The organism is Pelagimonas sp. (assembly GCF_050633425.1).
Taxonomy (GTDB): Bacteria; Pseudomonadota; Alphaproteobacteria; order Rhodobacterales; family Rhodobacteraceae; genus Pelagimonas.
On sequence record NZ_JBOEGM010000034.1, the window covers coordinates 95,117 to 115,280 of the forward strand.

A 20,164-nucleotide genomic window follows, 5' to 3' on the forward strand; every position below is an offset into this window, starting at 1 on the left:
TTCTGGAGCCGTGACATGGATGATCTGAGAACCAAATATCTCGACCTTATCAAGACCGCCACTGATGAGGCCGCGCTCGAAGAGCTGCGTGTTCAGGCCGTCGGCAAAAAGGGCGAGATCAGCCTGCAAATGCGGTCTTTGGGTAAAATGACGCCGGAAGAACGCCAAGTCGCCGGTCCGGCGTTGAATGCGCTCAAGGATGAAATCAATGCCGCGCTGGCCGCCAAGAAAGCTGCGCTTGCAGATGCCGCATTGGATGCGCGTTTGGCCACCGAATGGCTTGACGTGACGTTGCCCGCGCGTCCGCAACGCAGCGGCTCGATCCACCCGATTTCACAGGTGACCGAGGAAGTCAGCGCGATCTTCGCCGATATGGGCTTTGCGGTTGCAGAAGGGCCGCAGATTGATTCCGATTGGTATGTGTTTGATGCGTTGAACATCCCAAGCCACCACCCGGCCCGTGCCGAGATGGACACATTCTATATGAACCGCGCCGAGGGTGATGACCGTCCGCCGCATATCCTGCGCACGCACACCTCGCCGGTTCAAATCCGCTCGATGGAAGCGCAAGGCGCGCCAATCCGCATTATCGCGCCGGGCCGCGTTTATCGCGCCGATTACGACCAGACGCACACACCGATGTTCCATCAGGTCGAGGGCCTATGTATTGGCAAAGACGTCTCGATGGCCAACCTGAAATGGTGCCTCGAAGAGTTTGTGAAAGCGTTTTTCGAGGTTGATCACGTAGAACTGCGCTTCCGCGCCTCGCATTTCCCATTCACCGAACCATCGGCCGAGGTCGATATTCAGTGTTCATGGGAAAATGGCGTGCTCAAGGTTGGCGAAGGCGACGACTGGATGGAAATCCTCGGCTCTGGCATGGTTCACCCCAAGGTTCTGGAAAACGCAGGCGTTGATCCTAAGGAATACCAAGGCTTTGCCTTTGGCATCGGCATCGACCGCCTCGCCATGCTGAAATACGGCATCCCCGACTTGCGGGCGTTCTTTGACTCAGACCTGCGTTGGCTAAAACACTATGGGTTCACCCCGTTGGATGTGCCGACGCTGCATGGTGGTTTGAGCAAGTGAAACGGGATCTCGGGATCCTTAGAAAATGGCTTTTCTACATAGAAAAACAAGGTCTTGCGGATAACTTCATCGAAGTGCGGCTGGATGATTCTGAACTAACGTTCTTTGACAGTGACGACAAACATCTGATTGCGTACAATTTGGAGCAATGTGTCCTGGCTGGCTTAGTACAGTCTGCTGGAAGCACTCTGGTTCTTTGGGATGAGGGCGAGCCAACTATCTTCATTCGCCGGTTAACTCCTGCCGGCCATGATTACCTAGATGCCATACGCGCAAACGGTATATGGGAAAAAACCAAGGATACGATTACCGAGGCCGGTGGGAGCTTTACATTAGAGATTGTGAAGAATTTGGCCATCGGGTTTGCGAAGAAAACCTTAGAAGACAAAACCGGATTGAAGCTTTAACAACTTTCGCCCGGCCTCAAGCCGGGCAGCCCCCGACCGCCCCCCATGGGCGGGGGCTTCTCCCCCACCCGCGGACGGGGGCCGCCCTTTGTGGTTAACAGTCCGTCGGAATTCCCTCGCTTGAATACGCATCCCGTGCCACTCTGAGGCTATACCAACCTCAGAGGCCCGCCATGTTCCGCACACTCCTTGCCCTATCGATCATAGCCACCAGCGCCACGGCGGATGAGGTTTGGACCTCGACCACTGGTGATGTCATCTATGAGGACGAAAAAGCCGGCGCGGCGATCTTTTCCTTTATCACCGAAACGGGGGCGCGTGCCGAATTGGTGATCCCCGGCCTTGCTGGCAATTACGACAATCGCGGCGTGCATGATGCGCTTTGGATTGCGCCGGGGCCGGATCAATGCGCGGTGTCGATGATGCGCCCTGATGGCCAGCCGAGCATGAATTGGGGGCGCGCCATGGTGAGTTTTGACCGCCCCGCCTATCCGACCGGTTTTACCCTAACGATTGGTGATTGCATGGGGCCGATGCGCCGATCTATGCGGGCTGAATTGAACTAGTTCGGCAGCCATCGACGACTTACATGCACCAGCCTCTTTTCACCCAATCGTCTATCCGGTAAGGACATCCCAACCGTTAGACACACCCATTCCAATACCCGAGGCGCTGGCACATGAAATTCACTCTTTCCTGGCTGAAAGACCATCTCGACACCTCGGCCTCGGTCGATGAGATCGCCGAAACTCTGACTGATCTTGGCCTTGAAGTTGAAGGCATAGAAAACCCTGCCGAGGCGCTGGCGAATTTCACAATCGCCAAGGTCACGCATGCTGAGCAACACCCTGATGCCGACCGTCTGCGCGTGTGCACCGTGGCCACCGATGAAGGTGACAAACAGATCGTTTGTGGTGCCCCCAACGCGCGCGAAGGCATCACCGTGGTGCTCTGCAAGCCGGGCGATTACGTGCCCGGCCTTGATATTACACTGAGCGTTGGCAAAATTCGCGGCGTCGAAAGCCACGGCATGATGGCTTCGATGAAAGAGCTGCAGCTTGGCGATGATCATGACGGCATCATCGAATTGCGGAACGGTGAGGTTGGCGACAAGTTCGTTGATTGGCTGGCTGCAAATAGCCCCGAAAAAGTTGATCCAGTGATCGAAATTGCCATCACCCCGAACCGCCAAGACGCTTTGGGTGTGCATGGCATCGCCCGTGATCTCGCGGCGCGCGGCCTTGGGACGTTGAAACCTCTCAAAGTTGAGGCCGTTGAAGGGGCCTTCGCAAGCCCAATCACAGTGAGCATTGACGAAGACACCCGCGAAAACGGGTGTGAGGTGTTCGCAGGCCGTTTGATCAAAGGGGTCAAAAACGGACCGTCGCCCGAATGGCTGCAACAGCGTTTGAAAGCGATCGGTTTGCGTCCGATTTCGGCGCTGGTCGATATCACCAACTTTTTCACTTTTGATCGTAATCGTCCGTTGCATGTGTTCGATGCTGACAAAGTTCAAGGCAATCTGCGTATTCACCGTGCCAAGGCTGGCGATACTCTGGTTGGTCTGGACGAAAAAGAATATGCGTTCAAAGACGGTCAGGTTGTCATTTCCGATGACAGCGGCATTGAAAGTATCGGTGGTATCATGGGCGGGTTGTCCACCGGATGCACCGAAGAAACCACAAATGTGTTCCTTGAGGCTGCGGTTTGGGATCACATCCAGATCGCTCATACTGGTCGCGCGCTGAAGATCAACAGCGACGCGCGGTATCGCAATGAACGCGGCATTGACCCGGCCTATAACATGCAGGCGATGGAAGATGCTGCGCAGATGATCCTAGATCTGTGTGGCGGCGAGGCCTCCAAAGTTGTCACTGCGGGCCAGGTGCCAGATGTGTCGCGCAGCTATCGTTTGGACGCCAAGCGCGTGATCTCTCTGGTTGGGATGGAGATTCCCGAGGCTGAACAACGCCAGACCCTGACTGCGCTCGGCTTCCGTATGGAAGGTGATTTGGCGCATGTTCCGAGCTGGCGTTCAGACGTGAAAGGCGATGCCGATTTGGTCGAAGAGGTGGCGCGTATTGCGTCCTTGACCAAACTGGTGGGCAAACCTTTGCCGCGCCTGCAGCCCGGCGTGCCCAAGCCAATTCTGTCACCGATGCAAAAACGCGAACGTACCGCCCGCCGCACCATTGCGACGCTCGGTTACAATGAGTGCGTGACCTATACATTTATCGATCAGGCAGCCGCGGCCCTGTTTGGCGGTGGCGATGATGCTACGATGTTGGCAAACCCAATTTCGTCCGAGATGAGCCACATGCGCCCGTCTTTGCTGCCCGGTTTGCTTCAGGCCGCAGCGCGCAATCAGGCCCGCGGTTACGCAGATTTGGCACTGTTTGAGGTTGGTCATACCTTTGAAGGCGGCGAACCTGGCGAGCAAAGCTTGCAAGTTGCGGGCCTGTTGGTTGGTCGCACTGGCCCCAAAGATGTGTATGGTGCCATGCGCGCCGTTGACCTGTTTGATGTCAAAGCCGATGCGGAAGCGGCTTTGGCTGCGATCGGAGCGCCTGCCAAGGTACAGGTCCTGCGTGGTGGCGAAGGCTGGTGGCATCCGGGTCGTCATGGTCGGATTTGCTTGGGGCCCAAGAAAGTCTTGGGTGTCTTTGGCGAATTGCACCCCAAAGTGCTCAGCGAACTTGGTATCAAGGGTCCGGCTGTTGCTTTTGTCTTGTATCCCGAAAACGTGCCATTGCCGCGTAAATCCAACGCAACCCGTTCAGCGCTTGCCATGAACGATTTGCAAGCGGTTGAGCGCGACTTTGCCTTTGTCGTCGATACAAATGTTGAGGCGCTGACATTGGTGAACGCCGCTGCGGGTGCTGACAAAGCCTTGATCGAGGATGTGCGGGTGTTTGACGAGTTTATCGGCGGTAATCTGGGCGAGGGTAAAAAGTCACTCGCCATTACAGTGCGCCTGCAACCAACCGATAACACCCTGAAAGAAAAAGATATCGAGGCCGTTGCTGCAAAGATCGTTCAGAAAGTGAACAAGGCCACAGGCGGCGAATTACGCGGCTAAACACAGGCCATAAACTTCATCAAAAGGCCACCCGGTTTAGGGTGGCCTTTCGTGTTTCAGCCTTTTCCTTGGCCCATGCCTTGGCCTTTTCCCTTGCCCAGACCCTGGCCCTGACCCGTCCCTGCACCTTTGCCTCTGCCAAAATCGGCGGTTGTGATCACGCCGTCACCATCGGTGTCCATTTTGACGATCCAGCTTTCAGTTCCGCTAACAAACTCTTCGCGGCTGACTGTGCCATCGTTATCGGCGTCATTCACTTCACGTCGCAGGCCATTGGCAGCATGTTGCCCGCGCCCCGTACCATTTCCGGGCATAGCATTTTCGCGCATGTCGTTTTCGCGCGCCTCGTCAAAGGCAACATACTCTTCAGCATCGAGATAACCGTCGTCATTGGCGTCAAAGGTTGTAAAAACATCACCACGCCGTTCGGCAGCCTCGGCCACAGTCACTTGGCCATCTTCGTCCAAATCCCAGTTTTCAATGAAATGTGCTCCGGGCGATTGTTCGGCCACTGCGGTGCTTGCGATAACGATCAGGGGGAATAGGGTGCGGATCATGTGTTGTCTCCTAACAGATTATTTGCAGTTACATTCATTATACGGAATGTAACTGCAGTCCCGTCGGGCCAGGATGTCGCAGGTTAGGATTTGGCGCTCAATTCATCAAAAACTTCGAGTGCTTTTCCGGAATACATCAGCCCGGGGCCACCAGCCATTTGGATACAAGTCGCCAAGACTTCCGACACTTCTTCGCGTGTGGCACCCAGCCTTACAAGGGCTTCGGTGTGGAATAAAATGCAAGGTTCGCAACGTGTTGCCACAGCAATCCCAAGCGCGACATATTCCTTCTCCTTGAAAGTCAGCGCTGCGTCTTTCTTAACGCTTTTTCCAATCGCTCCAAAACCTGCAACGGTGTCTGGGATCATTGCACCAAGTTGTTTTAGCTGAGCTTTTGTGTCGTTAAGCTTGTTTGTCCAGGTCATGATGGTCTCCTTGAATAGAATTTGGGAGACACACATCATGAAACCGGAATGCAAACATTGATCCGGATCATGTTCGCTCAGGTGAGACCGAATTTGGCAAAAGAAAAGGCCCCGGCGATCGTCGCACAGGGCCTAGTGGAGAGTAAAAAGTGGGCCAATTAGCCCAATAGGCGGCGCGCGATGACCTGCGCCTGAATTTCCCCGGCTCCCTCAAAGATATTGAGAATCCGGGCGTCACAGAGGATGCGGCTCACTGTGTATTCCAGCGCGAAACCGTTGCCGCCGTGGATTTGCAATGCGTTATCCGCAGCGGCCCAAGCAACGCGGGCCCCCAACAGCTTGGCCATGCCAGCCTCAAGGTCACAGCGCCGCCCTTCATCCTTTTCGCGGGCCGAGAAGTAGGACAGTTGGCGGGCAACCATGATTTCTGTGGCCATCATGGCAATCTTGCCCGACACCCGTGGGAAATCGATCAGTGACTTGCCAAATTGCTTGCGGTCCTGCGCGTATTTCATCCCGACATCCATTGCGGATTGTGCAACGCCAATGGCGCGAGCAGCGGTTTGAATGCGGGCGCTTTCAAAGGTTTCCATCAATTGCTTGAAGCCTTTGCCGGTCTCGCCGCCCAACAGGTTTTCGCCTTTGACATGGAAATTATCAAACCCGAGTTCGTATTCCTTCATTCCGCGATAGCCAAGCACTTCAATTTCCCCGCCGGTCATGCCTTCGGTCGGGAACGGATCTTCATCGGTGCCGGGTGTTTTCTCGGCCAGGAACATCGACAAGCCTTTGTAATTGCTTGTGTCTGGGTCGGTCCGGGCCAGAAGCGTCATAACATGGGTTCGCGCGGCGTGGGTGATCCAAGTCTTGTTTCCGGTGACTTTATAGTCGCCATTGTCATCCTTGACGGCGCGGGTCCGCAGCGACCCGAGATCGGAGCCGGTGTTGGGTTCCGTAAAGACCGCGGTTGGCAGTTTTTCACCGGATGCCAGCGCCGGCAGCCACTTTTGTTTCTGCTCTTCGGTGCCACCGGCAATGATCAGTTCCGCCGCAATTTCTGAGCGGGTGCCAAGTGAGCCGACCCCAATATAGGCGCGCGACAGTTCCTCGGAAACAACGCACATGGAGGCCTTGGACATTCCAAGCCCGCCATATTCCTCGGGGATCGTTAGACCAAACACACCCATTTCAGAGAGCTCGTCGATGATTTCCATCGGGATCAGCTGGTCTTTGAGGTGCCATTCATGGGCAAATGGTTCTACTTTATCAACGGCATAGCGACGCATTTGTTCGCGGAACATGTCCAGCTCTTCGTCAAGACCGGTTTCACCATAGGTGATGTCACCCTCACGTTGCTGGATCAGCTCGACCAAGCGAGTGCGGGCACTTTGGGTATTGCCACCTTGGGTCAACGTCATGACAGCGTCGGCCATCAATACGCGGGCGTCATCTTGCGACAGCCCCATGTCTTGCAGGCGAACCATTTCGCCTTGGTTCATCTGAATGCCACCATAAATCTGCCAGAGGTACTCCCCAAAGGCGATCTGATGCAGCAGCTGTTCCAGCTCTCCAAACGTGCCGTCGGCTTGCAGGCGTTCGGCCCAACCCTGCATCTGCCGCAGGCATTCAAGGTAGGTTGCGAGCCATGCAAGACCATGCGCTGCCGTTTGATTAGCTTCAATCAACGCTCCAGAGACGCGTCCGTCTTTGCTGACAATGTCCCGCACGCTATTTCTTGCCGCGTCAAAGACGGCTTCTACCGGGGCAATGGCCGCGCCGGTTAGTGTCAGAAGATCAGGCAGGATCGCACCGCCGAGGCTTGGGTCTTGTCCGTCATGCGCCATGATATGCATCCTTATACTTTTCTTCAGCGGGTTTACCTATTTCGCACTTGCAGCGCAACATAAATACGAATGCTGCGGTGCTGAAGTTCAAAAGTTGCGTGGCTGAATTTTGGCGCATCTTCCAGATTGCCGTGTTAAATCACTGGTATGGACGCCATTTTCTCAAATTTCATGCTTTTGTCGCTGTGCCTAGGAATTGGGCTTTTGGCCGGCGTGGTCAAAGGGATGGTCGGTTTTGCGATGCCGATGATTCTTGTCTCAGGGCTGGGAAGTGTGATCGCGCCGGAACTTGCCCTCGCGGGGCTGATACTGCCAACCTTGGTCACAAATGGCATGCAAGCAACGCGACAAGGTTTGGGAGAGGCACTGGCATCAGTCAAACGGTTTCGCTTGTTTCTGGCAACCGGCTTGGTGACAATCCTTTTGTCGTCACAATTGGTACGTGTTCTTCCTATTGAGGTGATGCTCGCCGTGATCGGTGGGCCGATCGTGGTGTTTAGCGCAATGCAATTGGCCGGCTGGCAACCGAGGCTCAAACCCAGCCCCAAAGTCGAAATGAGTGTCGGGGCCTTTGCAGGCTTTATTGGCGGGTTGTCGGGGGTTTGGGGGCCGCCGACTGTGGCGTATTTGACGGCGCTTGGAACGGAGAAGAGCGAGCAAATTCGCGTCCAAGGCGTGATCTATGGTCTGGGGGCATTGGCGCTAACTGGCGCGCATATGGCATCGGGGATTTTGAATGCGACAACGGTTTGGTTTTCCGCAGTTATGCTGGTGCCCGCTGTTTTAGGGATGCAAATAGGTTCGGTTTTGCATGATCGGATTGACCAATCAGTATTTCGCCGTGCGACTTTGATCGTTTTACTTGTGGCTGGGGTTAACCTTTTGCGGCGCGCCTTGTTTTAGAGTTTCGTGCCTTGTTGGGCGCAAGGACATGAAATCCCAGACATCAAACAACCCATGCACCTGTGCCGAGCCTCTCATCCAAACCGACCAACTTTGGTTGAGAGGTCCATTCTTTCGGTGAAACAATCCTCCGATAGCCTGTCTTCAGGCCGCAGTTTGTCTTTCTGTTTCGCGGGTTTTGAACCGCGAAACCAAGTCTGCCAATGAGCGGGCATCTTTATCCAACATGTGGCTAGATTGATTGGATTGCTGGACCATTGCAGCGTTTTCTTGCGTCACGCGATCAAGCTGTGTGACGCCGCTATTGATCTCAGTGAGGCTTGACGATTGATGCATTGTTCCTTCAGTGATCGCCGACATTTGGCGGGAAACCTCTCCGATTTGATCGACGATTTCGCTCAATGCGGTTCCTGCATTTCCAACAAGTTGAACGCCGTGATCGACTTGTTCAGTACTGTTTCCGATCAAAGCCTTAATTTCTTTGGCAGATTCGGCGGATTGCTGGGCGAGGGCGCGGACTTCAGAAGCGACCACAGCAAATCCATTGCCTGCGTCTCCGGCCCGCGCGGCTTCGACCCCTGCATTCAGGGCCAACAAATTGGTTTGGAATGCGATATTGTCGATTACACCAATGATTTGATTGATATGGCTGGCACTGTTTTCAATTTCATTCATCGCTTCAATAGCGTTTTGAACAACGTGCCCACTGTTTTCGGCCCCTTCTTTGGCTAGCAATATGCTGCTCTCGACGTTTTTGGTTCCTGCGGCGGCCGAGCCGACACTATTCGTCAACTCTTCAAGTGCGGCAGCCGCTTCTTCAAGCGTCGCCGCCTGAGATTCGGTTCGATTCGACAGATTATCGGAGGCACGGGCGACCTCGGTCGATCTGCGCTGGAGGCCTGCGGCAACCAAAACGACCCTCTCCATCGTCGAATTGAGCGTTTCAATTGTCTGATTGAAGTCGTCTTTTAATTTGGCATGGGAGGCTGGGAATTCCTCCGTGATCTCACAAGTCAAGTTTCCGTCCGCAAGTTCAGCCAGATTAGCGGTCAGGATCGCGACAATTTTCTCGGATTGCTCTTGGCTACTTTGGGCTTGCATTTGTGCATCCTGAGCAATTTCGGCCTGTGTGATGGCCTCTCGTCTTTGTGCTTCAACTTGTGCATCAGCGCTTTGTTTTTTCAGAATATTCGCCAACAAAACGCCGGTTTCCATCACGACAATCACAGCATGCATGACCGTTCTACCAAGGTTTGAGGCGAGTGATCCGTCCGGGTAAACTAGGCCAGGCAAAAGAACAGTCAACGACAGGTGGTGTACAGCAATGACCGCAGCCGTAAAGAATAGGGCCTTGGGGTTGTACAGCGTCGAGGCAACCGCAATGGCCACGAAATAAAGCATGTGTGAGTCGATCTGCCAAGGATGACCAATGAATGAAATCGTAAAAACAACGCAATGGGCCACAAACGTAAATGCAATGACATAGGGGGCAATCGCACCGGGCATGCGACGCGCCAACACCGTCAAAGCAGAAATCGCCAAGCTGGCCGCACCCAATATCCACCAGGCAATGGCAGGATTGAGAAACAGCGAAACAAGCATAGGTCCGGGGGCCATCGTTAGGCTGGCCAATAGCTGAAGCTTGAATTCCTGATTGCCGGATGGCTTTTTTAAACCCTTGGTGAGCATAGGTTTGCGACCTTTTTCCCGTCTAATAACAGCCAAGCCCCGCCTGCTCGAAGTGAGTTCAGGTCATTGGGCGTTTCGATCATGGTCAGACTGCCGAAAGGAGCGCGGACAGGGTATGTTTCGTTCAATCCTGAACCTCTAATAATATCAGAAGCATGCGGCCCCCACGGGTAGGACACAACAAGGATCAAATCGGTGTCATCCACCCCTGTACTGACGACGATCATCGCAAATGCAGACGTGCTCAGGAACAAAGCTGCGCTTAACGCTGCGCATATAAGGCCGACCATTTTCATTTTGTCAGGCCTAAGGGGTATGCCTTAACGATGGGTATCTTTGCGGCGGCGCGGAGACGCTGAAATATAGAAAAATGCGCGCATAATCAGGGAAATTGGCGGGGATTTTGCCAGATCACAGCGCCGCCCAATCGCGAAAACGGTAGCGTCGTGGGGAGCGTGGGCCAGGCATCGGAAGCCGTGGGGCATCTTGGGTCGGTTGATTGTGTTTGTGGGCCATTGGATTGTCCTCCTACGCACTAAGATGGGGACAAACCGTGGGTGTTAACAGTCATGTTTCACTTACCTGTCACAGGCGTGAATGCATCGTGTCACCAACAAAAAGGGCCCGACAGCTAATGCTCAGGCCCAATCTGGTTTTGAAAGGCGTGCCTTACGCGAGTTCAATGTCTGTTGCGCTTTCGCGGCCATCACGGCCAGAGCTTAGCTCAAAAGACACTTTTTGGTTGTCTTGCAGGCCAGTCAGACCAGAACGTTCGACAGCCGAAATGTGTACGAAGATATCTTTGCCGCCATCGTCAGGTGCGATGAAGCCATAGCCTTTGGTGGTGTTGAACCATTTTACAGTGCCAGTTGCCATTTTTGTTCCCTTTGGATTTGGCTGTCCGCGTTGGTGCGACAGCTTCGGCGTCGTCGTCACGTCGAGACTGAGGCCGGTAGGGAAACAGTGGTCGAGGTAGAGAGTAGCGCGGTTCGTATCGCAGATTTTCGCAATTCTGTAAAGAGATTGGGACATCTCAAGCGGGAGCCGCATAACGCGACGGCTTGGTCCGAGGGCTCAAAAAGCGCTGCAACATCACCGTGGCGGTCCGCGTAGAGCTCAACCCTAGAGGCATCGGGGGCCTCACATCTTTGGTGGAAATGGTGTGGGCTCCGCCGCATAGAGACAGCGGAACCCAGGCATTTTTAGCGAACGAATTTCTTGAATTTAACCCGTGTCGGCTCAAGCGCAGATTCGCCCAGTCGGCGCTTCTTGTCTTCTTCGTAGTCCTCAAAGTTGCCTTCGAACCATTCCACATGGGCTTCGCCTTCAAAGGCCAAGATATGTGTACAAATCCGATCGAGGAAAAAGCGGTCGTGCGAAATGACAACCGCACAACCTGCGAAATCAGTCAGCGCATCTTCAAGAGCACGCAGGGTTTCCACGTCAAGGTCGTTGGTCGGTTCGTCGAGCAACAGCACATTGCCGCCGGACTTGAGCAAGCGCGCCATGTGCACACGATTTCGCTCACCACCAGAGAGCTTATTGACCGGCTTTTGCTGATCCCCCCCTTTGAAGTTGAACGATGAACAATAGGCGCGGGAGTTCACTTCAGCATCGCCGAGTTTGATAACCTCAGCGCCGCCGGTGATCGCTTCCCAAACAGTTTCGCCATCTTCAAGATCATCGCGTGATTGATCCACATAAGACAGCTGCACCGTGTCGCCAAGCTCAATCGAGCCGGAATCAGGTTGCTCATTGCCCGTCAACATCTTGAAAAGGGTGGATTTACCAGCACCGTTTGGACCAATCACCCCAACAATACCACCAGGGGGCAGGCTAAAGGACAGGTCCTCAATAAGGAGCTTGTCACCCATGGCCTTGGTCAAGTTTTCGACCTCAATCACCTTGGCTCCAAGGCGCTGACCATTTGGAATAACGATTTGGGCACGGCCAACGCGTTCACGTTCTGACTGCCCGGCCATTTCCTCATAGGCGGCGATACGGGCTTTGGATTTGGCCTGGCGCGCTTTGGCCCCTTGTTGCATCCATTCCAATTCGCGCTCAAGCGTCTTTTGCTTGGCTTTGTCTTCGCGCGCCTCTTGGGACAGGCGTTTGGCCTTTTGATCGAGCCAAGCTGAATAATTGCCTTCATACGGAATGCCACGGCCCCGATCGAGTTCCAGAATCCAGCCTGTGATATCATCCAAGAAGTAACGGTCATGGGTGATGATCAGGATGGTGCCTTTGTATTCGATCAGGTGGTTTTGCAACCAAGCGATTGTTTCGGCGTCCAAGTGGTTGGTCGGTTCGTCGAGCAAAAGCATATCAGGGGCTTCGAGCAACAATTTGCACAATGCAACGCGGCGCTTTTCACCACCCGACAGGGTCGAAACATCCGCGTCATCCGCAGGGCAGCGCAGGGCCTCCATCGCAACGTCAATCTGACTATCGAGATCCCAAAGGTTCTGGGCGTCGATTTCGTCTTGCAGCGTGGCCATCTCGTCCGCGGTTTCATCCGAATAGTTCATCGCCAATTCGTTGTAGCGATCAAGGATGTCCTTTTTGGCCTTAACGCCCAGCATCACATTGCCGCGAACATCCAGGCTTTCGTCCAAATGCGGTTCCTGCGGCAGGTAACCGACCTTGGCCCCTTCGGCGGACCAGGCTTCGCCGACAAAATCCTTGTCGATTCCCGCCATGATTTTCATAAGCGTCGATTTACCGGCACCGTTGACGCCTACGACACCAATTTTTACACCCGGCAAGAAGCTCAGCCGGATGTTTTCAAAGCATTTTTTCCCGCCCGGATAGGTCTTGGATACACCATCCATGTGGTAGACATACTGGTAAGACGCCATGGCTTATTGCTCCGTTGAGAAATCTGTGTTGAACGCCGAAGTAGCGGTTTGTGCGGGTCTGTGCAATCGGCCTGTGCCTGTTGTTTGGCGCGCATCCGTTAACCATTAATTTGATTTAAACAATTCCTTGGTTTTTTGGGCGGCAAATCGGGTCTGAAATGGCTCTGTCGACGGTATGGAGAGGCCAGATGTTCGCCGCACAACCTGAAAAGCGCCGGAAAACTGCGCCGCCTTTCGGAGGGCAGCGGAGGATTTTGCTTGCGGTTGCGCTGCCAGTATTCACCGTATCGGTGTTGTTGTCTGGGGGCGGGTATTGGCTGCTGTCGATCAACGGCGGTGAACCTCTGGGGCAAGGCGCAATCGAACGGATCAAGGTGGTTATGATTGGGCTGCCGGTTTTGACCCTGATGTGCGTGAGCGTCGCCTGCATATTGGAAGCCCGACGCAACACGCGGCAAGTCGCTGGATTGGTTCACGATATGGCAGATTTTCTGGTGTCCTGCGGTGGTGATGTCAGCCGTGATATTGGCCGAGATATTGGGGCCGGGGATCTGGAAACAGTCTATAAGACCCTAAAAGAAAAGGTGACGTCTGACCGCCACGACGCAAGCGAGACCGAGAATTGGGCGACCGAAATGGCGTTTGTTATGGAGCAGCTGGGAGGAGGGCTACGCAATCTGTCGGCAGGTGACCTCAGCTGTCAAATTCGCAAGCCAATGCAGGCCGATTACGAACCCCTCAGGGCGGATTTTAATCAAACGGTAGATTCCTTGGCCAATATCATTTCAGAGATGGGAGCAAGTGCGGAATCGATTGACCGCGACGCTGCTGTTTTGAGTGAGGGCGCGGATAACTTGTCTCAGCGAACCGAAAATCAGGCCGCTACTCTTGAGCAAACGGCCGCCGCGATGGAGCAAATCACCTCAAGTGTTACCTCCACCGCAGATGGTGCCAAGCAGATCGTGTCGGCTATTTCGCAGGCCCGCGACAAGGCGGAAAGCGGCGAAATCGTGCGCGGGCGGGCGGTCGAGGCCATGGGGGCCATCGAAAAATCATCAAAACAGATCGCACAAATCATTCAGGTGATGGAAGAAATCGCGTTCCAAACCAACCTGTTGTCGTTGAATGCGGGGGTTGAGGCAGCCCGCGCTGGAGAAGTCGGGCGTGGTTTTGCCGTGGTGGCGGCAGAAGTGCGCGCCCTTGCACAACGGTCCTCCGACAGTGCGTCTGAGATCAGAGAGTTGATTGAAGAATCAAACGATAATGTCAGCAACGGAGTGGTTTTGGTTTCGGAAATGGGACATTCAATTGAGGAAATTCTAGAGGGTGTAACCGAAGTCACCTCGCGCGTGCAAAGCATCGCAAGCGGTGCGTCAGAGCAAGCAACTGGGTTGTCTGAGATCAACAATGGCATTTCGATGCTTGATCAAGTCACCCAGCAAAATGCCGCCATGGTTGGCGAAAGCGCAGCGGCTGGTCGAGCGTTGCGTGAAAAAGCCGTTGGAATTCGGGCTTTGGTCACTCAGTTTCAGCAACAAACCTCGGCGGGTCCCGACACCCTCAGAAAGCCTGATTTCGCGTTTGATGATTGGAGCCAAGACGCCCCAAGTGCCCCCCCTGAAAGCGGGCGAAGGCGGGTGGCAGGGCGCGCGCGCCCTTGGCAAGAGTTTTGATGCTGCGTTGGATTGAACACAGTTTGGTCTGAAAACTGGTTAACGAAACAAGCTGTTTTCTTGCAGTCCTGTACATGAGCCCCTATCCCAAACACAGCAATGCGGAATGGAACGGAGACAACGTGGCGAAGTGGTCCGAAGGGGTGAATTTGGCACGGGGTATGCGTGTCGGAGTGTTGGGGGGATCCTTTGATCCGCCACACCTTGGCCATGTGCACGTGTCTCAAGAGGCTCTTAAGCGTTTTGATCTGGACCGCGTGTTGTGGCTGGTCAGTCCTGGAAATCCGCTTAAACCGACGCCCCCGGCATCAGTCGAACGCCGCATTGCCGCGGCGCATAAGCTGATTTCCCACCCGCGCATTCAAGTGAGCGATTTTGAGCTGCGTCACAAAACCCGTTTCACGTACGAAACCCTGCATCGCCTCAAAACCGTTTGGCCGGACGTGACTTTCGTCTGGCTCATGGGGGCGGACAACCTGTTTCAGTTTCACCGCTGGGAAAACTGGCGTGGGATTATGAATGAGGTACCGGTTGGCGTCTTGGCGCGACCAAATTTGCGCATAGCTGCGCGCATGTCAGTGACATCCAGAATATACAGCGGTGCCCGGTTGTCGGGCAAACAAGCGCGATTGCTTGCCCAAGGTCCGGCCCCGCGATGGAGTTTTGTGAATATGCCAATGATGGGGGTGAGTTCGTCTCAGATTCGCAAAACCACTGACTGGAACAAAAGCTGATGGCTTCAACGAATGCCGGGCGGTGAAAATTGCCCGGTTGCCCAATGACATTTACTAAGTTTAGATCGAGATATGACGAAACATATTTCTAGACGTATATTTTTAGGGGGTACTGCCGGGTTTGTGGCCGGTGGGCTTGGTTCTTCGCTTTTGGCGAATGCGCCTGAACGGTCGCTTCGTCCGGTTGCGCGATCCGCAAGCTTCCTACGAGAGCTTCAAAAACCTGCGGAAGAATTGCTTGAGGCCGCCAAATTAGGCGGGCGAGTCGGTTTTGCTGTGGCTGATGTCGCAACGGGAAAGCTGTTGGAAGAGCATGAGCCTGCAATCGGTCAACCACCGGCAAGCGTCGCCAAGGCCCTGACAGCTGCCTATGGGCTTGATGTGTTAGGCGCAGGTTTTCGCTTTGAAACTCAGGTGGTTGCGACGGGTTCGATTGTTGAAGGCGTGATCCAGGGTGACCTTGTCCTCATCGGTGGTGGCGATCCCACATTGAACACAGACGGTCTTTCTCAGTTGGCTGCCAAGCTAAAAGAGGCAGGGGTCAAGGGCGTTAAAGGCGTGTTTAAGGTGTGGGGCGGGGCGCTCCCACACTTGCGGGACATTGACCAAAGTCAGCCTGATCACGTCGGCTACAATCCCGCAGTTTCTGGACTCAATTTGAACCATAATCGGGTGCATTTTGAATGGAAACGGGCCAACGGCAGCTATGCTGTAACCATGCAGGCGCGGACTGAGTCGCATCGACCCAATGTCAGAATGGCGAAAATGCAAGTCATCGCTCGCGATATTCCGGTTTACACCTACGAAGATCGCGCTGGGCTCGACAATTGGACGGTTGCAAAAGGCGCGTTGGGCAAAGGTGGAGCCCGCTGGCTGCCGGTTCGCAAACCTGAGATTTATGCGGGTGAAGTTTTTCAGAGCCTCGCACATGCACAGGGCATAAAACTGACAGCACCGGTCATCAGCGAGGCCCGCATTGACGGTCAGAAGCTTGCCAGCATTCAGAGCGCGCCTCTCCTTAAAATTCTAAAAGATATGCTGAAATGGTCAACGAACCTGACCGCTGAGGTGGTGGGATTGACGGCATCTCAGAAGCGAAGCGGGCGCCCCATGACAAGTTTGGCGGCGTCGGCTGATCTTATGAATAAGTGGGCCAAGGAGAGTTTCGAGACGCAGTCGATGGCGTTGGTTGACCATTCGGGACTTGGTGACAAAAGTCGGATCAGTGCCCGAGACATGATGCAAGCGCTGCGTTTGTTGCGAGAAGCAGGCGAGCTGAAGCCTTTGTTAAAGCCGTTTCGAATGCTGGATAAGAAACGAAAGGTGATTGCTGATCACCCACTTTCGGTTCATGCTAAAACCGGAACACTCAATTTTGTCAGTGGGTTGGCAGGGTATGTCGACCTTCCAGACGGGCGCGAGTTGGTATTTGCGATTTTTGCCGCGAATCTGGATAAGCGCGCTTCACTCAAAAAATCTGAGAGAGAGCGTCCGCCCGGCGGCCGTGAATGGAACCGTCGAGCGAAAGGGTTACAACAAGCGCTTATTGAGCGTTGGGGGATCGTTTACAGCGGTTGATCCAAAGGGGTTAGTTGTGAATGACAACTTTCATATTTGACTTGCCGACACGGCGTGTGAGCTCAAAAAGCCGAGCGGCATGATCTGGGTGCAACCGCACGCATCCGGCAGACGCAGGGCGGCCCAATCGACTAATCTGATTTGTGCCATGGATCGCGTAATTGCCGCTAAAAAAGATTGAATACGGCATGGGAGCGTTGTTGTAGAGGCTGGATTTATGGTGTTTTGAGAGCCACTTAGCGCTCCATGAACCGCGGGGCGTGTATTTGCCCTTACGAGCCGTAGAGACGGGCCACTGATAGGCAACCTTCCCATTATGAATCACGGTCATTGTCTGAGATGAGATGTCGACTTTTGCGACGAGAGCCGCGGCAAAACCAGTCGCGGGTAGAGCAAAAAGCATAGTGAGCGTTAAAATAGACGCGAAAATCCGGTTCATAATGTCCCTCCAGAATTCAAAGCAGCGTGGCAATGATGCCTGTTGGAACTATACGATAAAGTTAACTCTGGGTCAGTCAGGGAAACCTGACCCAGAGCGATGTTTCTACCAATTTAATAGAAAAGTTGGTTTACAACGAAAGATGTCGCGCCCGCGCGCCGCGTTCGATCGCAGCCGCGTGCAGACGATCAATGTCGAGCTCGTAACGAATTTCTTCCAAGAGTCGCAGTTCCGATTCCTGCAACGTGCCATCGGCGGCCGCAACATCACATGCCAGAGCGTAGGCTGTCTCGAACAGGCGTTCGGGTAAATCATTGCGAATCAATCCAAAAAGCGCATCGAGGCCGTCTTCTTGGGCAAAGAGCTCAAACACCAAAACCGACATTTCTCTGACGCGATCAGCGTCGTAATCGGCGAATACCGGAAGATTATTTACAGCCGATTCTATTTTGACCAATTCAGCGGTCCGAACATTTTCGTCCGACGCGGAAATCGCAATCATTACAGCAACAAGGCAATCTTGCGGGCTAAGGGGATGAGGGGTATCTGACATGGGACCGGCCTTTCAAAAATGCGGCGTTGCAGCGCAATTTATTGACGCAGAGCGCTCAGGGCAATAGGAAGCGCTCCGCAACCTTTATTTCAGGAGAATCTAATGTCCGATCTGCGCGACGCGGCAATGAGCACCAAGGCATGGCCCTTTGACGAAGCTCGCCGTCTGCTCAAACGGTACGAAAAGAACCCTCCTGAAAAGGGATATGTTCTTTTTGAAACCGGCTATGGCCCGTCTGGCCTGCCTCATATTGGCACCTTTGGAGAGGTCGCGCGGACAACAATGATCCGCCGCGCCTTTGAGGTGATCAGCGATATTCCGACCCGTTTGATTTGTTTTTCGGACGATATGGACGGTATGCGCAAAGTGCCGAGCAATTTGCCGAACCAAGACATGCTGGCCGAGCACCTGCAAAAGCCGCTGACAACCGTGCCCGACCCGTTCGGCACCCATGACAGTTTTGGCGATCATAACAACGCAATGCTGCGTCGGTTCCTTGATACGTTCGGGTTTGAATACGAATTCATCTCGGCGACCGAGTTTTACAAAGCTGGCAAGTTTGACGACATCCTGCTGCGTGCTTGTGAAAAATACGATGACGTGATGAAAATCATGCTCAAGTCACTGCGCGATGAACGTGCGGCGACCTATTCGATCTTCTTGCCGATCCACCCGGAAACCGGGCGGGTTTTGTATGTGCCTATGAAGAACGTCGATGCGGAAAAGGGTGAAATTACCTTTGACGATGAAGACGGTAAGGAATGGACGCTTCCGGTGACCGGCGGCAACGTCAAGCTGCAGTGGAAGCCAGATTTTGGTGCCCGCTGGGCCGCTTTGGGTGTCGATTTCGAGATGTATGGCAAGGACCATAGCACCAACACGCCGATCTATGACGGGATTTGCCGGGTTCTTGGCGTGCGGCCTCCCGAGCACTTCACCTATGAGCTGTTCTTGGATGACAAAGGTCAGAAGATTTCGAAGTCGTCCGGCAACGGAATTTCGATTGATGAATGGCTGAGCTATGCCTCATCCGAGAGCCTGTCGTATTTCATGTACCAGAAGCCCAAAACGGCTAAGCGTATGTATTTCGACGTTATTCCAAAGGCGATGGATGAATATCATCAGCAGCTTCGCGCGTATCCGACACAGGACGTCAAGGCACAGGTGAACAACCCGGTTTGGCATATTCACAATGGTGATGTTCCAGAATCGAAAATGGTTGTGCCGTTTTCAATGTTGTTGAACTTGGCGTCGGCCGCGGGTGCAGAGGACAAGGACGCGATGTGGGGCTTTATCCGTCGTTATGCGCCTGATGCGACACCTGAAACGCATCCCGATTTGGATGCTGCTGCGGGTTTTGCGGTCAAGTATTACGAAGATTTTGTCAAACCTTCCAAAGTGTTCCGTGCCCCCGATGAGCAAGAGCGCAAGGCCATGGAAGATCTTGCAGCTCGGTTGGGTAGCTTTGATGGTGAGGCCAATGACGAAGAGCTTCAGACCATTGTCTTTGCGGTTGGCAAAGACCACGGGTTTGATCCGCTGCGCAATTGGTTCAAAGCGCTTTACGAGGTGCTGCTGGGGCAAAGTCAGGGTCCGCGATTTGGCGGTTTTATCGCGCTGTATGGTGTCGACGAAACGGTCAAGCTGATCGAAAAAGGCTTGGCTGGCGACTTGGGCTGATTGGGCCGACCCAGCGAGGCAATCAGTACAAAACAGGGGCGAAATCGGGGTTATTCCGGTTTCGCCTTTTCTTTTGGGCCACCGAAAATTTGATCCTCATGGCGAACACCCTAGGTTGTAGGTCGGTTAGAGGAGAGTGACTGTGAAGACATGGATCATAGCTTTTGTCATCTCGATGGTCGCAGGGATTGCAGCCAGTCAGGACATTCAAGCGCAGAACAGAGCCATCGAAACGACCATTCAAAATCAGGTTGAAGCGTTTCAAAATAACGACTTTGCTGCAGGATTTGAATTTGCCAGCCCGTCTCTTCAAACCCTGTTTGGAACCGCGGAAAACTTTGGCGCTATGGTGCGAAATGGCTATCCAATGGTCTGGAAACCGCAAGACCTCCGCTTCGGTGAATTGCGTCTCATCGACGGTGCATTGTGGCAAAATGTGCTTGTCACGGATCAGGAAAGCCGAGTTTTCTCGCTGGATTACAAGATGATAAAGGTTGATGGGTCTTGGCGGATCGCGGCGGTTCAATTGATCCCAATCCCGGATATGACTGTTTGACGGCTGCGTTGCGCTGGGTGTTGTAAGAGCGTTCGGTCCGGTTTTAGACCGTTAAGACCCCGTTGATATTTCCCTTTCTCGATCGGGGCACAGAAGCCTC

The 20,164-nt window shown here is 53.9% G+C and carries 18 protein-coding genes; 10 read left to right on the top strand and 8 right to left on the bottom strand.

The window, feature by feature from the left end; translation table 11 throughout:
* Positions 1-15 precede the first annotated feature (15 nt).
* From pheS to pheT, 4 genes are all read left to right on the top strand, one after another.
* Entirely contained in the window at positions 16-1,089 is a 1,074-nt protein-coding gene (pheS, locus tag ACRBB0_RS23425) for a phenylalanine--tRNA ligase subunit alpha (protein WP_431376898.1), read from the top strand.
* Complete coding sequence (locus ACRBB0_RS23430) at positions 1,086-1,496, top strand: DUF2513 domain-containing protein (protein ID WP_431376899.1); 411 nt, start codon at positions 1,086-1,088, stop codon at positions 1,494-1,496. The genes pheS and ACRBB0_RS23430 overlap by 4 nt, the downstream gene beginning before the upstream one ends.
* 173 nt (positions 1,497-1,669) lie before the next feature.
* Positions 1,670-2,062, top strand: coding sequence for a hypothetical protein (locus tag ACRBB0_RS23435; protein WP_431376900.1), 393 nt, complete (start codon positions 1,670-1,672; stop codon positions 2,060-2,062).
* Between the two features lie 113 nt (positions 2,063-2,175).
* Entirely contained in the window at positions 2,176-4,575 is a 2,400-nt protein-coding gene (gene pheT, locus ACRBB0_RS23440; protein ID WP_431376901.1) for a phenylalanine--tRNA ligase subunit beta, read from the top strand.
* Positions 4,576-4,631: 56 nt separating this feature from the next.
* Here pheT and ACRBB0_RS23445 read toward each other — a convergent pair whose 3' ends face one another.
* The 3 genes from ACRBB0_RS23445 to ACRBB0_RS23455 form a co-directional block, all read right to left on the bottom strand.
* Positions 4,632-5,132: an EF-hand domain-containing protein gene (locus ACRBB0_RS23445; RefSeq protein WP_431376902.1), complete on the bottom strand. Its 501-nt coding sequence runs from the start codon at positions 5,130-5,132 to the stop codon at positions 4,632-4,634.
* A gap of 83 nt (positions 5,133-5,215) precedes the next feature.
* A complete protein-coding gene (locus ACRBB0_RS23450) occupies positions 5,216-5,557 on the bottom strand; it encodes a carboxymuconolactone decarboxylase family protein (RefSeq protein ID WP_431376903.1) in 342 nt (113 codons plus the stop codon).
* A 158-nt stretch (positions 5,558-5,715) separates the two neighbouring features.
* Complete coding sequence (locus ACRBB0_RS23455) at positions 5,716-7,401, bottom strand: acyl-CoA dehydrogenase family protein (RefSeq protein ID WP_431376904.1); 1,686 nt, start codon at positions 7,399-7,401, stop codon at positions 5,716-5,718.
* A 147-nt stretch (positions 7,402-7,548) separates the two neighbouring features.
* Between ACRBB0_RS23455 and ACRBB0_RS23460 the strand changes: the two genes are divergently transcribed.
* Positions 7,549-8,304 (top strand): sulfite exporter TauE/SafE family protein, encoded by a 756-nt coding sequence (locus ACRBB0_RS23460; RefSeq protein ID WP_431376905.1) that lies wholly within the window; start codon positions 7,549-7,551, stop codon positions 8,302-8,304.
* A gap of 144 nt (positions 8,305-8,448) precedes the next feature.
* On the opposite strand, the gene ACRBB0_RS23465 is transcribed toward ACRBB0_RS23460, so the two are convergent.
* The 3 genes from ACRBB0_RS23465 to ettA form a co-directional block, all read right to left on the bottom strand.
* Positions 8,449-10,029 carry a methyl-accepting chemotaxis protein gene (locus ACRBB0_RS23465; protein WP_431376906.1) on the bottom strand — a complete coding sequence of 527 codons (1,581 nt, stop codon included), beginning with the start codon at positions 10,027-10,029 and terminating at the stop codon, positions 8,449-8,451.
* 633 nt (positions 10,030-10,662) lie between these two features.
* Positions 10,663-10,869, bottom strand: coding sequence for a cold-shock protein (locus ACRBB0_RS23470; protein WP_431376907.1), 207 nt, complete (start codon positions 10,867-10,869; stop codon positions 10,663-10,665).
* A gap of 326 nt (positions 10,870-11,195) precedes the next feature.
* On the bottom strand, positions 11,196-12,851 hold the full coding sequence (gene ettA / locus ACRBB0_RS23475) for an energy-dependent translational throttle protein EttA (protein ID WP_431376908.1): 1,656 nt from the start codon (positions 12,849-12,851) through the stop codon (positions 11,196-11,198).
* Between the two features lie 188 nt (positions 12,852-13,039).
* On the opposite strand from ettA, the gene ACRBB0_RS23480 reads away from it, so the two are divergent.
* The 3 genes from ACRBB0_RS23480 to dacB all read left to right on the top strand — a co-directional run bounded on the left by ACRBB0_RS23480 (position 13,040) and on the right by dacB (position 16,836).
* Positions 13,040-14,524 carry a methyl-accepting chemotaxis protein gene (locus tag ACRBB0_RS23480; RefSeq protein ID WP_431376909.1) on the top strand — a complete coding sequence of 495 codons (1,485 nt, stop codon included), beginning with the start codon at positions 13,040-13,042 and terminating at the stop codon, positions 14,522-14,524.
* 68 nt (positions 14,525-14,592) lie between these two features.
* The gene (locus ACRBB0_RS23485) at positions 14,593-15,258 is read left to right on the top strand and encodes a nicotinate-nucleotide adenylyltransferase (protein ID WP_431376965.1); all 666 of its coding nucleotides are present in this window, start codon (positions 14,593-14,595) and stop codon (positions 15,256-15,258) included.
* A gap of 72 nt (positions 15,259-15,330) precedes the next feature.
* Positions 15,331-16,836, top strand: coding sequence for a D-alanyl-D-alanine carboxypeptidase/D-alanyl-D-alanine endopeptidase (dacB, locus tag ACRBB0_RS23490; protein WP_431376910.1), 1,506 nt, complete (start codon positions 15,331-15,333; stop codon positions 16,834-16,836).
* A gap of 10 nt (positions 16,837-16,846) precedes the next feature.
* On the opposite strand, the gene ACRBB0_RS23495 is transcribed toward dacB, so the two are convergent.
* On the bottom strand, positions 16,847-17,275 hold the full coding sequence (locus tag ACRBB0_RS23495) for a L,D-transpeptidase (RefSeq protein WP_431376911.1): 429 nt from the start codon (positions 17,273-17,275) through the stop codon (positions 16,847-16,849).
* Positions 17,276-17,405: 130 nt separating this feature from the next.
* Positions 17,406-17,828, bottom strand: a complete 423-nt coding sequence (locus ACRBB0_RS23500; RefSeq protein ID WP_431376912.1) for a tellurite resistance TerB family protein — start codon at positions 17,826-17,828, stop codon at positions 17,406-17,408.
* Positions 17,829-17,930: 102 nt separating this feature from the next.
* Between ACRBB0_RS23500 and ACRBB0_RS23505 the strand changes: the two genes are divergently transcribed.
* Both ACRBB0_RS23505 and ACRBB0_RS23510 read left to right on the top strand, forming a co-directional pair.
* Positions 17,931-19,508: a lysine--tRNA ligase gene (locus ACRBB0_RS23505; RefSeq protein WP_431376913.1), complete on the top strand. Its 1,578-nt coding sequence runs from the start codon at positions 17,931-17,933 to the stop codon at positions 19,506-19,508.
* A gap of 142 nt (positions 19,509-19,650) precedes the next feature.
* Positions 19,651-20,064: a DUF4864 domain-containing protein gene (locus tag ACRBB0_RS23510; protein WP_431376914.1), complete on the top strand. Its 414-nt coding sequence runs from the start codon at positions 19,651-19,653 to the stop codon at positions 20,062-20,064.
* Positions 20,065-20,164: the final 100 nt, after the last annotated feature.